The 16,241-nt window shown below is 45.2% G+C and carries 10 protein-coding genes and 1 tRNA gene; 3 read left to right on the top strand and 8 right to left on the bottom strand.

Going from position 1 to position 16,241, the window contains the following annotated elements:
* Positions 1 to 260: 260 nt before the first annotated feature.
* The 4 genes from B5F71_RS15695 to B5F71_RS15680 all read right to left on the bottom strand — a co-directional run bounded on the left by B5F71_RS15695 (position 261) and on the right by B5F71_RS15680 (position 3,607).
* Positions 261 to 668, bottom strand: coding sequence for a hypothetical protein (locus tag B5F71_RS15695; RefSeq protein ID WP_225226234.1), 408 nt, complete (start codon positions 666 to 668; stop codon positions 261 to 263).
* Between the two features lie 296 nt (positions 669 to 964).
* Positions 965 to 1,792 (bottom strand): hypothetical protein, encoded by an 828-nt coding sequence (locus tag B5F71_RS15690; protein WP_087212117.1) that lies wholly within the window; start codon positions 1,790 to 1,792, stop codon positions 965 to 967.
* 320 nt (positions 1,793 to 2,112) lie between these two features.
* A complete protein-coding gene (locus B5F71_RS15685; RefSeq protein ID WP_087212122.1) occupies positions 2,113 to 3,381 on the bottom strand; it encodes a phage integrase SAM-like domain-containing protein in 1,269 nt (422 codons plus the stop codon).
* 152 nt (positions 3,382 to 3,533) lie between these two features.
* Positions 3,534 to 3,607 (bottom strand) — tRNA-Ile (locus B5F71_RS15680).
* A gap of 159 nt (positions 3,608 to 3,766) precedes the next feature.
* On the opposite strand from B5F71_RS15680, the gene B5F71_RS15675 reads away from it, so the two are divergent.
* The 3 genes from B5F71_RS15675 to ribF all read left to right on the top strand — a co-directional run bounded on the left by B5F71_RS15675 (position 3,767) and on the right by ribF (position 8,591).
* Positions 3,767 to 6,412 carry a calcium-translocating P-type ATPase, PMCA-type gene (locus B5F71_RS15675; protein WP_087212115.1) on the top strand — a complete coding sequence of 882 codons (2,646 nt, stop codon included), beginning with the start codon at positions 3,767 to 3,769 and terminating at the stop codon, positions 6,410 to 6,412.
* A 248-nt stretch (positions 6,413 to 6,660) separates the two neighbouring features.
* Complete coding sequence (locus B5F71_RS15670; protein ID WP_087212112.1) at positions 6,661 to 7,641, top strand: IS982 family transposase; 981 nt, start codon at positions 6,661 to 6,663, stop codon at positions 7,639 to 7,641.
* Between the two features lie 29 nt (positions 7,642 to 7,670).
* Entirely contained in the window at positions 7,671 to 8,591 is a 921-nt protein-coding gene (gene ribF, locus B5F71_RS15665) for a riboflavin biosynthesis protein RibF (RefSeq protein ID WP_087212109.1), read from the top strand.
* 414 nt (positions 8,592 to 9,005) lie between these two features.
* Here ribF and B5F71_RS15660 read toward each other — a convergent pair whose 3' ends face one another.
* From B5F71_RS15660 to B5F71_RS15645, 4 genes are read right to left on the bottom strand one after another with little or no spacing between them, the layout of a single operon-like run.
* Positions 9,006 to 9,488 carry a hypothetical protein gene (locus B5F71_RS15660; protein WP_022038630.1) on the bottom strand — a complete coding sequence of 161 codons (483 nt, stop codon included), beginning with the start codon at positions 9,486 to 9,488 and terminating at the stop codon, positions 9,006 to 9,008.
* Positions 9,489 to 9,545: 57 nt separating this feature from the next.
* Positions 9,546 to 10,751 (bottom strand): TlpA disulfide reductase family protein, encoded by a 1,206-nt coding sequence (locus B5F71_RS15655; protein WP_087212103.1) that lies wholly within the window; start codon positions 10,749 to 10,751, stop codon positions 9,546 to 9,548.
* A 28-nt stretch (positions 10,752 to 10,779) separates the two neighbouring features.
* On the bottom strand, positions 10,780 to 12,180 hold the full coding sequence (locus tag B5F71_RS15650) for a RagB/SusD family nutrient uptake outer membrane protein (RefSeq protein ID WP_087212099.1): 1,401 nt from the start codon (positions 12,178 to 12,180) through the stop codon (positions 10,780 to 10,782).
* A 19-nt stretch (positions 12,181 to 12,199) separates the two neighbouring features.
* Positions 12,200 to 15,448, bottom strand: coding sequence for a TonB-dependent receptor (locus tag B5F71_RS15645; RefSeq protein WP_022038627.1), 3,249 nt, complete (start codon positions 15,446 to 15,448; stop codon positions 12,200 to 12,202).
* Positions 15,449 to 16,241 lie beyond the last annotated feature (793 nt).

Raw genomic sequence — 16,241 nt, 5'->3', positions numbered from 1 at the left:
CTAAAAAATGCGCTGATTTCTGAAAGAAAGTCTGTAACTTTGTGCAAGGGCATAGGGCTGAGTAATGTTTTGATTTGCAACTATAAAATTACTCATTTTCTGCGATATGTGGAAATCCCTGTGCCTCTTTTATATCCCAAGAAGAAGGTTATCTATTAACTTGCGAAACTTGAATAAGATTATATTTATCATAATTCGAGTGTTTTTTAAGAGAGTGGAGAGCTTTTGGTTGCTCCCCAACTCTCGGTTGGTAATAATGCCTATCTAATCAATCCTCTTTCTCGCAAATAGCTTGTGATTTCCTCGTCACGCTCCATAAAGAAAAGGATAGTTCCGTAACGGAAGTTGGCTACTCCCGTAAGTTTGCCTGTCCTGTCCCGAAATTCAGGGGTAAACTGAATGTTTCCTATTCCGTTTTCCACAAACAGTTTCAACATATCCTTGCGGAACTTGTTAGCGTCTGTTTCTTCGGACTTGGCTACCGCATCGGGCTTCACGTTGAAGTCCTCGGTTTCACCTTTCAATAGATAGTTCATCACCCATGCAAATGCTTCTTGGTTGATTTGATAGGCAAAGTTCTTGGTTGTCTTGCTTTCCACTCTAATTGCTTCATAGCCGTATCGGTCTATGGTGAAGTAGAGGGATAATCTTTCATTGCGATTCATCATCGCTTTTAACTCGGTGTGAGCTGCCGTATTATTATATGACTGCTCAACTTGTAGCATAATGCCAGCAAATGTAAAACTCATGTTGTTCAATTTTGTACTTTTAACTCTTGCGACCTACCCACTTAAAGCTATGCTGCATCTCGCTTTTCGTATCGGATTGCGTTGCAAAGGTCGGTATTATTCTTGGGGAACATTGGTAAGTAATTAAAGCTGTTTTTAGAGAGTTTTTTACTAAACAAAAAGGGTGTGTCTATTCGGACACACCCTCTAAAAATCATATCGAATGAAAAGGCTTGCTAATAATATCTTGATGAATCTGTATTATTGGGAGAGGTCTTATATTGCTTTGCTTTGATTATATCGTCAATCGAATCATATTGCATGAGATAATTTTTTAACGACACGCGAATTCTCTCCCCATCCATATAATCCAAAAAGCTTTCTTTTTCCTTGTACTCAATTAAATTGAGCCTGTTCAACAAGTCTGCGATAATCCTGCCTTGTTTTTTGGTTACAGATTTTTCAGTCTTGGACTTGCAGTTAGGTATATCTTGCAGCAAGTGATAAGTTCCCCACATAAATCTTATTGCGTTCACATTCATTTTAGCCCCAACAGTTTTTCCATAAATGGCATATAATTCCTGCTCGGCTTCTTTTACGCTTTTTACACCAAGATATTTTTCAAGATAACGGTCAAGTGCTTCCTGAAACCACGGTGTCTGCTCGTCTATCTTTATAGGGCTTAAATCACCAAATGATATTCTGCATTGTTTGTGGTATTTCTTGACTTTATCATTCAGACTATCGTTGTGGTGCAAGCCTATGTATAGTTTCAACATATCAGGACGGATGGCATGGATGTATTCTTGATATTCGTAATTCATATCTTCCAGTGTGGATTCCGTTGTTTCCAATTTATTTCTCATTAATAGGGCACAGGCATAGAGCAAGACTTGGTAAACTTCGTCTTTCTCTGTAATTTCAAGTTGGTTTTTCTCGCAGAAATCCTCTATGGTAAGCAAATAGGTATCTGTTGATATTCTCATAAGCAATTCTTCTTTTGCTAACGCTTCAAAATGCGCTTCTGCGTAAGCATTGACATCATAATGCCCTTTTTCATTCATGTATCTTTCTTTGGGAAGATTCATCTAACTTTATGCTTGCATAGTTACCAAAAAGTTCTTGTATGTACGGATTGTTTCTATCTATTCCAAACCATTTCTTTAATCGAGGTTCAAGACGTATGAATTCCTCCATTGTGAACAGTAGTCTTAAATAATCTCTTTCCATATTTTATGTTATTCATTATAGGGGCAAAGTTACAAATAATCCCGCCTATCGTTCTGATAAACAGGATTATTTTTATTAAAGTAGTGATTTCATCGCTTCATCAATCTGCTCATTGTCAAAGCTGTCAAGATAGATTTGCGTCACTCTTTCAGAACTATTTACCAAACACATATCTCACCACCTTATCATTAGCTTTATTCTCATTCACAAAATCACGCTCTATATAAATATCGGTCACTTTCATAGAATCGTCAATGTGGTTCAAAGCTGCATGAACTACATATTTATCAATGCCAACTTTGTTCAAGGCAATGGTAGCCCAGCTATGCCTTGCAGCATAATATTCCAAATCATCCACTTCTAATATAGCACCAATCTCTTTTAGTCCATAGTTGATAGCTTTGTTGAAGCCTTTTTCATCTGCATAGTATTGATAGAAGTTGAATAACCGCTTACCTGTCTTGTCTTTGTACTTCTCTATTAAAGGCAAAATTATTTGAGGAACATCTACTACCATCTTCGCATTATCCAATCTGCGGTCTTTCGTTTTGGTTCTATAATAGGTGATAGTGTTATTCTTCATTTCTGTGGCATTATAGAGGTCTGCTGAATTGATACCCATTAAACAAAATGAGAGAATAAAGCAATCTTTCGCCAGATTATAGTGGCAAGTGGCTTTATAGCCTTTCTTCATGTCTTTATAAGGCAACTTCCATATCTTCTTTATGATGTCTGTGGATATGGCTCTTTTGCGTGTGGCTTCTTGTTTGGGTATGGCAAAGTCCTCAAAAGGTGAGTGGGGTATCAGAATCAGGTTCTTGTCTTTTTTGTTGTACTTCTTTTTAGCTTCATTAAATAGTTTCTTTATGCTCACCAAATAAAGGGACAAAGAACGGTTAGAGGGAACACGCTTACCTTGTGCTATCAGCTTCTTAGTTCTTGCTTCACGTTCTTTATTTAGAAACGCTTTGAAATTCTCCAAGAAATCAAGGGTTATCAGATTCACGTCCAATTCTTCTTTACCAATGAAGCGGATTAGCGCATTAAGGGCAGAAGTGTAATTGGGTGCTCCTTTGATAGTGGTTGAGGCTATCCATTCACGGCTGAACTTTATAAAGTCAATAGTTTGCTGCTTCTGACGTTCACCGTCCAAATAGTCCATTACTTCATCAAGTGTATAATGGTTTAGTTCAATTTGTAGCTTGGCACACTTCTCCTGATAACTGCGAATCAGGCTATCCACTTCTTGCCTGATAGATGATGTCTGTTTGATTTTCAAGTCTTTAGTTAAGTCTTTGTTGGTGACAAACAAACTCGTTGACAAACGCTTTACTTTCCGGTCAAGGGTAAACCGTAGCTTGACATTGTACGTTCCATCCAACTTCTGTTCTTGCTTCTTGATTTCTGCTTTGATAGTCAGCATCTTGCACATCTTTTAATTAGTCAACAATTAGTCAACAAATGATGTGAAAGGCACAGATAACTGTATGTTTAAGATTGCCACAGGAGCATAAAGAGGGCAAAAAGAAAAGCGTTAACTGCTTGATTTCGTGCAATTAACGCTTTGTTTTCGAGTGGACCAGCCAGGGCTTGAACCTGGGACCTCCAGATTATGAGTCTGTTGCTCTAACCAACTGAGCTACAAGTCCTATTAGAAGTATCCCTTAAAAACTGGTGCAAAAGTAATTGTTTTGACTGACTTTTGCAATACTTAAGCGGTTTTTTTGCAAAAAAAAACTAATCACGAGCAATGCTTCCAATATATATTGTATTTTTGCGGCACTTAAATTAACTAATAAACAGGCATTATGTCACAAAAAACTAATGAACCGCACCTGACTGGATTGTCTGATCAGGAAGTTCTCTCCAGTCGTGAGAAGTATGGAGTCAATCTTCTGACTCCTCCCAAACGACCATCTATGTGGAAACTGTATCTGGAAAAATTCCAAGACCCTGTTATCCGGGTGTTGTTGGTCGCTGCAGTCTTTTCACTTATCATTTCTATTATTGAGAATGAATATGCCGAAACCATTGGCATTTTCTTTGCTATCTTTTTGGCTACAGGCATCGGATTCTATTTCGAATACGATGCAAACAAAAAGTTCGACTTGCTGAATGCAGTGGGCGAAGAAACTCCTGTTACGGTTATCCGAAACGAGAAGGTACACGAGATTCCCCGCAAAGATGTGGTGGTAGGTGATATCGTCATTCTGAACACGGGTGAAGAAGTGCCAGCCGACGGTATCTTGCTGGAAGCCGTATCGCTTCAAGTGAATGAATCGAGTCTGACAGGAGAATTGATGGTAAACAAGACTACCGTGGAAGCTGACTTTGACGAAGAAGCTACTTATCCTTCGAACAGCGTGATGCGCGGTACAACCATTACTGACGGGCATGGAATGATGCGAGTAGAACGTGTGGGCGATGCTACTGAAATCGGTAAAGTAGCGCGCCAGGCTACGGAGCAAAGCCAGGAACAGACTCCGCTGAATATTCAGTTGACCAAACTTGCCGACTTGATTGGGAAAATCGGATTTACGATTGCGGCACTTACCTTTATTATATTTACCTCGAAAGATCTGTATGCTTACCTGCAGGTGAATACAGTAAGCGACTGGCACCAGTGGCTCGATATCGCCCGCATTGTATTGAAATACTTCATGATGGCGGTTACCTTGATTGTCGTGGCTGTTCCCGAAGGCTTGCCGATGAGCGTTACGCTTAGTCTTGCCTTGAATATGCGCCGGATGCTGAAGACCAATAACCTGGTGCGGAAGATGCATGCTTGCGAAACAATGGGTGCCATCACCGTAATTTGTACGGATAAAACCGGTACACTGACACAGAATCTGATGCAGGTATATGACGCAAAACTGGATGAAAGCCAACCCGACCTGATAGCTGAAGGCATTGCAGCCAACTCTACCGCTTTCCTTGAAGAAAAAGCGGCAGGTGAAAAGCCGTCGGGTGTAGGAAATCCAACTGAAGTGGCACTGCTGCTTTGGCTCAACGGCAAGGGTAAGAATTATGAAACGCTGCGGGCAGGTGCTAAAGTGGTGAACCAACTTACGTTCTCCACCGAACGCAAGTATATGGCTACGCTGGTAGATTCGCCTATCCAGCAAAAGCGGATACTTTACGTGAAAGGTGCGCCCGAAATCGTGATGGGCAAATGCAACCTGGGCAAGGAACAGATTGCCGCCAACAACGAGCAGCTCTTAGCCTACCAGAACAAGGCGATGCGTACGCTGGGACTTGCCTACAAGGTGATTCCCGAAGGTGCTTCCACCGATTGCGCCGAACTGGTGAACGAGGGCGGATTGACCTTTTTGGGCATCTTTGCCATCAGTGACCCGATTCGTCCCGATGTGCCTGATGCCGTAAAGAAATGCCAGTCGGCAGGCATCAGCGTGAAGATTGTGACCGGCGATACACCGGGAACAGCTACCGAGATTGCCCGTCAGATAGGTTTGTGGAAACCCGAAGATACCGAACGCAACCGTATTACGGGTGTGGAGTTTGCCGCTTTGAGCGATGAAGAAGCACTCGACCGTGTGCTCGACCTGAAAGTGATGAGCCGTGCCCGCCCGATGGACAAGCAACGATTGGTGCAACTCCTGCAGCAGAAAGGTGCTGTAGTGGCTGTAACAGGCGACGGGACCAACGATGCCCCGGCATTGAACCACGCACAGGTAGGACTTTCGATGGGTACGGGTACATCGGTGGCTAAAGAGGCGAGCGACATCACCTTGCTCGATGATTCCTTCCATAGCATTGCCACCGCCGTGATGTGGGGACGCTCCTTGTATAAGAATATCCAGCGTTTCATCGTATTCCAGCTGACCATTAATGTAGTAGCTTTGCTGAGCGTATTGTTAGGCGCATTCTTCGGCACTTCCCTTCCGCTTACGGTGACGCAGATGCTTTGGGTGAACTTGATTATGGACACCTTCGCCGCCATGGCACTGGCATCTATTTCGCCCAGCATGGACGTGATGAACGAGAAACCTCGTAAACGTACCGACTTCATCATCACGCCGGCGATGCGCAACAACATCTTTGGCGTAGGGTTGGGATTCCTCGTCATCCTGATGGGTATGTTGGCTTATTTCAAGGGATTACCCGAAGGCTTGCTTCCCAACGGCGAAATGAACGTGCACTACCTTACCGTATTCTTCACGGTATTCGTCATGCTCCAGTTCTGGAATCTGTTCAATGCCAGCGTATTCGGAACCAACCATTCCATCTTCCGTGACGCCAGCCACGCATTGGGTATGCTGAGTGTGGCATTGATTATCCTGGTCGGACAGTTCATCATCGTCACCTTCGGCGGCAAAGTGTTCCGCACCGAACCGCTTCCGCTTATGGAATGGCTTTATATCATCGGCGGCACGTCGTTCGTATTATGGATTGGCGAAATTTGGCGAGGCATCAAGCGTTTGTCTAAGAACTGATAAGTAAGTGTGCAAAATTAAATGATATTACCAGAAACACAGATCTTCACGGATTTTCGCAGATTCTTTTAATTTACGATTTGACAATTTACTATCTACTATTTGAACTTTAAATCGTACTTCGTAAATCGAAAAATAGTAAATTAAAAGAATCCGCGAAAATCTGCGTTAATCTGCGTTTCTGAGCCGACCACATTATATAAACTAATTCTCAACACCTATTGGCGGAATTAATTTGAATTGATAATATGTTTGAAAAGTTGCGCATATCGCTGATTTTTATTAACTTAGTGTTGTTTAAATCATTAAGTTTAAATCATCGTATGCACAACTTATACACAAAATTCGTCAGAATACTTGAGATATGCAAGCAATTTTCTCATAATCTCGTCAATGCCCAAGGGAATATTGTCCGCCGTGGTCCTGTTCCTAGATTTTCAGACCTGGAAGTCGTGGCGTTGTCATTAGCGGCAGAATCAGAAAGCATAGACAGTGAAAACTGGCTTTTTGAGTACAAACTGCAGGAATACAAGGAAAAAATTCCAAATCTTATATCACGCAGACAATTCAATGACCGTAGGAAGAAAATGGCAGGGTTGTGTGAAACCATACGCAAGCGGATTGCCCTGAAAATTGACGGCGGTGAGGATTTCTTCGTTGTTGATTCCAAACCGATAGAAGTCTGTCACCCCGCAAGGGGAAAACGCTGCAAGATGGGCCGGTCGGGAGATTTTTCCAAAGCGCCTGACTTTGGCTATTGCGCTTCGCAAAACACATATTACTTTGGCTATAAGCTTCATGCAGTCTGTGGGTTAAGTGGAGTAATTCATTCCTATGACTTGTCAAAGGCGAGTGTACATGACCTCAATTACATGAAAGACGTGAAACTGGAATATCATGATTGCAGCATCTATGGAGACAAAGGCTATGTCGGGGCTGACGTACAGCTTGACCTCTTTGAAACTGCACATATCCGGTTGGAATGCCCCTACCGGCTGAACCAAAAGGATTGGAAACCGACTTTCATTCCCTTTGCAAAAGCGCGCAAGAGGATTGAAACGATATTTTCTCAATTGTCAGGCCAGTTCCTGGTCATCAGAAACTATGCTAAGATAACAAACGGTTTGTTTGCCAGAATCATTGGCAAAATTAGTGCGCTGACCGTGTTGCAATACGTCAACTATATTAATAACAAGCCTATTGGCAGAATTAAATACGCACTAAATTAATTCCGCCAACGGGTTCTCAACATCTACTTATGGAAATAATCAGTGCCGAAAGCCCATTTGTGTTTCCGCCTTGCGCAGCCACTATCGGGTGCTTCGACGGCGTGCATCGCGGACATCGATACTTGATAGAGCAAGTGCACCGCGAAGCCCAAGCCAGGGGATTGCAGAGCACGCTGGTTACTTTCCCTGTCCATCCCCGGCAGGTCATGCAAAGCGGTTATTGTCCGCAATGGCTCACTTGCCTTCCTCAGAAAAAAGATTTGTTACAGCAAGAGGATGCCGATTATTGCATCCTTTTGCCGTTTACGCACGAACTGTCACTGCTTTCGGCACGTCAGTTTATGGAACTGCTGCACGTCCGTTTCAACGTGCAGGCACTGGTTATCGGTTACGACCACCGCTTCGGGCACAACCGGAGCGAAGGGTTCGAGGACTATTGCCGCTATGGGAAAGAGTTGAGTATGGAGGTAATCCATGCCCAGGCGTTGGAAGAAGACGGCTTGTCTATCAGCTCCAGCCTCATCCGCAACCTATTGAAAGAAGGCGATGTGGCGCGTGCCAACCGCTATTTGGGCTATCGTTATTACCTGGACGGGCAGGTGGTAAGCGGCTATCAGGTGGGGCGCAAACTGGGCTTCCCTACCGCCAACCTCCAACCGTCCTGCCCCGACAAGCTGGTACCGAAAGAAGGAGTCTATGCCGTTTACGCGTATGTGGAGGGGAAACGCTACGCCGGCATGCTGAACATCGGCAGCCGCCCCACGATAGGCAACGGCACCGAGCGGAGTATCGAGGTGCACCTCATCGGCTTCGAAGGCAACCTGTACCAGCACGCTCTTCGGGTAGAGTTCATGCAATACATCCGTGAGGAACAGAAGTTCGAGGGCATCGAGGCATTGATAGCCCAGTTGAACCGGGACAAGGAAGAAATCGCCCGGTTTCTGAAATAATAGTCGAAACGGATATGCAGCTTTCCAGTTTCCTGCGAATAGCCCAGGCTTTGCAGATAGACTTCACTCCGGTCTTTATATGACAGAAGTGAACAGCATATCTCGCTTTTTTATGGAAATCACTGCTCCGTCCGACGCATCTCAGTCCTCCTAAAATCCTAATAAGGCAGGACTGCAGTCCTAATAGGGGTAGGACTGGAGTCCTAGGCTGTCAAGACAGCAGTCCTACTCTGCTAGGAGTGAGGACACAAGCAGATGTATATACACAATCATCTAAGGTGATATATTGTTGGCTGCCTTTTGCTTCGTAAAGATAGTTAGCATAATCGGCGGATTAGGCAACGGTTTGGCGGTCGGATTATCAGGCAAAAACAAATCCGCAGGAGCCGGAAACGGGGCTGCTGCGGATTCGGTTTAGAGTTCGAAGATAACATAGCAGGGCTTGCGGTCGATTGCGAAAAGAATCTTATACAATCCCTTTTTTACCGAAGAGGCGGAATAATTGTAGAGCGGAATTTCCGTCGTGTAATCCACTCCGGCGAAAAGATAAGAATCCCCCATAAGGATTTTGCGGAATGCTTCCCGCAGTTCGGGGGCAATCGTCTCCTCGGTGATGTCTTTCCATTGCCCGTCTTCGTAATAGTATAGCGCATATTCCTCTCGCCCGTGCGCCCATGGGTACACGGAACTCCGTGTCCAAATCACGTCATCAAGCGAATAGTTAAAGGTTACTTTCAGTACGACTTCGCACTTTACGTTCATCCCCTTCGGGAAACCGTATGCGCCGGGCTGCGGCACTTCTACCGTCTTCTTTTCTTCCGTCTCTTGTGCCTTGCCCCCGCAGCTGAGGAGGCAGAGGCACAAAAGTATTCCTAAGAGCCTGTTTTGAATTTCCACAAAAGGTTTTTCTTGGCCTGATGTATTCGTTTTCGTATATGCTTTGGGCGAGTTCTTTTAGTGTTGATAGGTTTCTTTCAGGAACTTGTCGAGTGCTGGACCTCGCATATTCACTTTATAGAAGCGGCCTTCCGGATCGAGTACGATGCAGGTCGGTACAGCAGTGATATTGTATTTCTTCACTGTGTTTCCCATAATGCCGTCGGCGATACGTGCCTGTGTCCACGACATATTTTCTTCTTTCAGTGCCTTTAGCCATTCTTCTCTTTTTTCGTCTACCGAAATGCTGATAATGGCAAAATCTTTGTATTGCTTGTTCACTTTTACCAAATGCGGGATTTCTGCCCGGCACGGACCGCACCAGCTTGCCCAAAAGTCCAGCAGTACATATTTGCCCGAAGGTATCAGTGACGCGAGTTTAACGCTCTTTCCATCGGGATTTTCTACATCGATGTCTATGTACTTATTACCTAAGGCAAGGGGGGTTATTACGTTCACCATGGAGTCCAGTTCAGCCAGTTGAGGAGTTCCTTGCCAAGCATCCGTTATCCAACTTTTCATTTCTGTAATTTCTTTTTCATTGAAATTGACGGTAAGCCCAGAGAATAAGGCTTTCAATTGGTCTAAAGCTACTACGGAAGAAGGGTTTTGTTGGATAAACGCTTTTACTTTTTGTATATATTGTTGTTGGTAGTCGGCTTGTTTTGTTACTAAGTTGATGCCAATATCGGTATAATCTTTTTTGTGTTCTCGGTCTGCCATCATCGGTTTAGTATATTTTTCGAGGAACTGGCGGTCGATGGCCTGCAAGGAATCGCTGTAAGGTTTCAGTGTTGTCAGCAGTTGTTGGTAGAGGTCTTGAGTGGCAGATCCTTTGATGACCGGTGGGATTACTTTACGGTCTGGAGTCCAATAAATACTGGGCAGGCAATCGAATTCGCCTTCGATGGTGATGGGCGAATTTTCCAAATAGAAATTGGTTACGAATACTTTTCCTCTTGGGCTTTCTTGAGGATTGGTACGTGTGTCTATGTACAAGGTATACATTTCCGGCTGGTTTATTTGTCCTTGTAGCCGGAATTTTCCATGTTCCATAACGGCACTGTCAATGCGCATCACTTCGAAAGGGAGTTGTTTTTGCAGGTAAACCTTGCCTTCGGGAATGCTGTCGCCCGTCAAGGTTCCTTCGATGGTATATCCTTTTTCTTGGGGTTGGCAAGCTGCCAGTGTGGCAAGTGCTGCCAGTAAACATAATTTTTTCATAAGAATGTTGTTTGGATGGTTTTTACTATTAATTCAGGGTGTATGAAGGGTTTTGTTCCAGTAGCTTGTTTCCGCTTAGGGCCGACCGGGGAATAGGCAAATTGAGATGTGCCATTGAATGCACATATCCCAAGCTTACGAAGTCGGTACCGTCCAGTTGTGAATATCGTACCATATCATACCACTCTTCGTAGTTCTCGGCACTCAATTCCAGGTATTTGTGCCGGAAGATAGCAAGCAGCAGATCGTTGTCGGCTATTGTGTCTACATAGCCTGCGGCATATCCGGCACGGTCGGTTAGGGGTTTCAGCGCCATACGGGCCGCTGCATATTGCCCGTTTCTGGCTTCTGCCTCAGCTTTTATTAAATATACTTCGGCAAGGCGCATCAGGTAGTATGTATTATTGTCGCCGGTAGCCGCGTCGTTCAGTACGTATTTTTGCAGAAGGTTTCCCGCTTCGGTGCTTAGGTAGGTTTGTGTATAGCGCGGGTCATTGCCAGTAGGGTCTAATTCTTCGGCAATCAGCTTAATGGTAGTGCCGAAGCCGCGCATAGCGGCGTCTGTCACTTTGGAGCCATATATTTGTTCCTGTGGATACGATACGTAGGGTGCCATCAGCAATTCGTGTGAACTGAATCCTTGAGAAAAAATGTTCAAGTAATTGCTTTCTAATGCCATGCCGCTTCCCAAGGCTTCGTCGATGGTGGCTTGTGCGGTCTGTGCCGCTTCCGCATACCGGTTCAGGTAGAGCAATACGCGTGCCTTCAGGGCGTTTACGGTAATTTTGTTCACCTTATAAGCCATGCCGGCGTAAGTCGGAGCTTGTTCGGCTTGTTTCAAGTCAGACAAGATTTGGCTGTAACATTCGGCTACGGTAGAGCGTCCTTTTGCTTCGCTGTTGTCGCGTACCGGTTCGTTGTATAAGATGATGCCGTATTCGGATTTTTGGTCCCAAAATTCTCCGAAGGCACGTAGCAACATAACTTCGGCAAAAGCCTTGTGGAAATAGGCTTCGCCCAGAATTTCCGATTTTCGTGTATCGGAAAGTCCTTGCGGCCGCTTGTTTTCCAGTTGTACGATGAGGGAGTTTGCCTGGTTGATGATGCTATAAAGTACAGTATAATAATTGAGCACGGCATTGTTTTCTATTCTCACGTCATTATTGGCAAAGTTAGTAGAACCTTCTACGTCCGAGTTGAGCAACGTGCCTGTCAAGATAAACATTGCGGGGCGCAAAGAGGCAAACTCTCGTTGGCGGTAGTATTGGTAGATGCCGTTCAGCAAGTATTCGGCAGAGTTGGCGTCGGTGATGACGTTGTCGTCTGTCAGTACATAGTCGGGATGTATATCGTCTACTGGCCCCAGCAGGTTACATGCTGAAAAGGAGACTCCTGCAAGCAAGGTATAAATAAGGTGTTTGATTTGCATATTGATGTTTGTTTTAGGGTTAGAATTGAAGTTTTACGCCTATCGAGAAAGTTTTCGATAAGGGATAGGAATCGTAGTTGGTACCCATAAGTGTGGTGCCCGAACCTACCGATTCCGGATCAAGTCCCGGCCAGCCGCTTACGGTGAATAAGTTAGTAGCAACGGCATAGACGGAAGCTCCGGCGATGTGTAGTTTGGAGAGCCACGGCTTAGGGAGATTGTATGAAAGGGTGATGTTTTTCATCCTGAGATACGAAGTGCTGAATACATATCGGTCCAACAGGGAAGTATTGTAATTGTATATGCCATCGCCTATGCGAGCATACTTGGCGTCGCGGCGGTCGGGAGTCCAGAAATTGTCATACAGTTCGGGATTGATGCCTTTGCCTGCTATTCCTATCATATCGGCGGCAAGGTCATTGTATAAGGCTTCTCCTCCTTGTGAGAACTGCATCAAGATGGAGAGCGACCAGTTTTTGTAACTGAAGGTGTTGTTCCATCCGCCGAAGAAGTTTGGCTCAGGATTGGCTATTACGGTTTTGTCGCCGGTGGTCGAGAATACGCCATCGCCATCCAGGTCTTTCAGTAAATAGTCGCCTACACCTGTAGTAGCTTGGTATACTGTTCCTTCTCCATATCGGGCGGCAGCTTGCGCATTGAGCCGGTCCAGTTCGCTTTGGTCTTGCACGATGTGGTCTACTATGTATCCTTGTACTACCCCAACTGGCTTGCCTACCACGAAGTAGTCTTGCATATAGGTGTCTATCTGCGCGTTGTTCAGCTCTTCCACGCGGTTGCGGTTCAAAGACAAGTTGAGGATAGAACTCCAGTTGAAGTTGTTGGTGCGCACGATGTCGGCACCTAGTGACAATTCAAAGCCGCGGTTGCTCATGTCGATGATATTGTCGTAATAGGTATTCATGCCCGCTTCCCAGATGTGGGGCGCAGGAGCCAGCGCGCCATCGGTATAGCGGTAATACCAGTCAAGGCTTCCGTACAGCCGGTTATCGAATAAGCCGAAGTCCAACCCTACATTGACTTCACTGGTCTTTTCCCATCCGATGTTCCGGTTGGGGAGGGTGCCGTTCAGCACGATGGTGCTTCCGTTGCCGTAAGGATAGTCGCCATACGTATAATATTGCTTGTACACAAAGTCTGCCACGTTGGTCGAACCGGTCTGTCCCAGGCTGAGGCGGAACTTCAAATTGTTTATCTGCTTTTTGTTTTTGATAAAGTCCTCTTCGCTGATAATCCATCCGGCAGACAGGGCAGGGAAGAAGCCCCACTGGTTTTCGGGGCCGAATTTCGAAGAAGCATCCGCACGCATACTCAATTCTACCAAGTAACGTCCGTCATAGTCGTAATTTACGCGTCCGTATACCGAGTTCAGTCCGTTTTTGCTGGAGGTTTCGCTTTTGCCGTACAAAGTTTGGGCTGAACCTATGTTGTTCAGGTTTTCGTCGTCGGGGAATCCTTGGAAGGTAAACGAACGGCTATGTGCCTTGCTGCGTTCAGAGCCGTAGCCCAGCATTGCGCCGAAGAGGTGTTTACGGATATTGAGGCTGTAGTCCAAACGGAAATTCAATGACATTGTCGTGTATTTGCTGTCGCTGGTAAGCAGTGTCGATTCTAGCGGAAGCCCTAAGTTCGACATATCTATGCTTGCTACCTTTGGAGTGAAATATTCCGATTCGAAGGTATAGTTGGTCATGCTGAAGTCTGTACGGAATTTCAGCCCTTTCATCAGGTCGATTTCGGCGAAAAGGTTTCCTAAGAATTGATTGCTTGAGTAAGTGGTGCGGCGTTGCGTCAAGGCTACAGGGTTGGGCTCCAGTTGCAGTCCTGCCATGCCATACATTTCCAATCCAGTGTCAATGCGTGTGTAATTGCCGTCTTCATCGTATACAGTTATGTCGGGTCGTACCAGCCAAGGCTTGGTGTCGCTGCTTGCTGTGCCTAGCCCGTCGCTGGTGCTGCGTCGGTTGGTTTCCGAGTAGTTCATTACGCCGCCTATCCGTATGTGGTTGTTCAGGTCGGTATTGAGCGCAAGGCGTCCTCCGTAAGTTTCCAGGTTATCGTTGCGGTAAAGCCCTTGTTCGTTTTGGCCGTTAAGCGAGAGAGAATAATTGGTTTTAGCCGAGCCTCCGCGTATCGAAGCCGTATATTGGTGGGTCAGCGCGTTGCGGTTCATCACTTCGTCGGTCCAGTTGGTGTTTGCCGTGCCGAACATGGCTTGGTTCAGTCCGTGGTAGATGTACGAACCGTCTTCAGCATAGCTTACGTTTGCCAGGGCATCGATGGCGGCTGAGTAGCCGATGCCTTGATTCCAGGCATCAACGGCGTTGCGCAGGTTTTCGTCGGTATATTTCAGGAAGGCCTCGTTGCTCATGGTGTCAAACATTTTCGTGGGGTTGGCTATCGAAAGGGTATATCCTACCTCTACCGAAGGCTTGCTCTCTTTGCGTCCGTCTTTTGTCGTTACGATGATGACTCCGTTGGCTCCGCGTGAGCCATAGATGGCGGTGGCGGAAGCGTCTTTCAGCACATCAATGCTTTCGATGTCGTTGGGAGAAAGGTTTTGCAGGGGATTGATGCTGGTGCTTTCGGCAAACAGGGGCACGCCGTCGATTACGTAAAGCGGCGCATTGTTGTTGGTTCCTGTCTGCATATTGGGATAAGGGGCGGTGACGCCGCGCACGTTGATGGTGATGGAAGCGCCCGGTTCGCCGCTGTTTTGTGTGGCAAGCACACCTTTCACCATGCCGCCTCCCAGCAGGTCTTGGATGTTGTGTGATACGGGTGCCATCCGTTCGATATCTTCTTTCTTTACTGATGAAATAGAGCTGGTCAGACTTTTACGGTTTTTGCTTCCATATCCTATGACCACTACGTCTTCCAATGCCACATGGTCATCGCGCAAGGTTACGTTCAACTGGTGTTGCCCTTTATAGGCGATGTGCTGGGTTTGCATTCCGATGAAAGAGAATACCAAAGTAGCGTTGTGTTGTTCCTTTCCTATTTTTAGTTGGTAGCGTCCGTCAATGTCGGTGATGGTTCCTGTAACTGTCCCTTCTATCGACACCGATACGCCCGGCAAAGGTTCTCCGTGGCTGTCGGTCACAATTCCCGTCAATGTCGGCCCGTTTTGCCGGGCGTAGCTTGCCGACGGCATCTGGCTTTCTTGAGGCATATCCGTTCTTGCGGCATAAATGACGGTGCCGCTGCATAAAGCAAGAAATATGCACGCAAACGTTTTTCTTGTATTCATTTTTGTCTTTTTTTGAGGGTTAAATATAGTAATCCGTTGGCTGGCCTCGGGTACGAGGTTTTATCTTGATGTAAGTCTATCAGGCAGCAATTGGATTATGGTTTTACAAAATTTGCGAAAATTATTCATATTTGCAAATTTTGCTTTGATAATCTCTGAAAAATGAGGGGCATTCAAGATGGTTATCTAAGCAAATACGTCAAGACAAGAAGTCAGATAGTCCGCTATCCTCCTTATAAAATCAGAAAAACAATCTTCGAAAACAATTCTTAAAAAAACCTGAGCAAAATTCAAACAGGCTTTAATCGGGAGTGATAAAAAAGATATATTTGTTAATACAAGATAAGGAAAAGAATCTAATTATTAAAGCGTGTTATAAAGCATAAGATTTTTGTTCTTATCGCTTGCTATATTCCGGAAAGTCCGTACATTTGCAATGTGTTTTTCATAGTATTAGATTTAAGGTTAACAAAGGTTGGAGTACAGCGGTACTCCTTTTTTTATGCCCGCACGCTTCATTTGCCGGGCTTTTCCGGAGCGGTCTGTAAATCCGGTAAGGAGAATGGGTTGCCACATTCATTCTATATAACCGTATCGCCAACACGATTAGTAATCGTCAAGCTGCACGATTAGTAATCGTCAAGCTGCACGATTAGTAATCGTCAAGCTGCACGATTAGTAATCGTTTTGAATTGATTCAAGAATAATGTTATAAGCATCTTCAGATCTCAAATCAGTCGGTCAATTGGAAAAATGTTATATCTTTAAAGGTACCAAACAATAAAGTTATGAC

The sequence above is a fragment of the Bacteroides sp. An269 genome, assembly GCF_002159755.1.
Lineage (GTDB): Bacteria > Bacteroidota > Bacteroidia > Bacteroidales > Bacteroidaceae > Phocaeicola > Phocaeicola intestinalis.
Note: the sequence above shows the minus strand (reverse complement) of the source record. Positions and strands in the feature narration are given on the sequence as shown.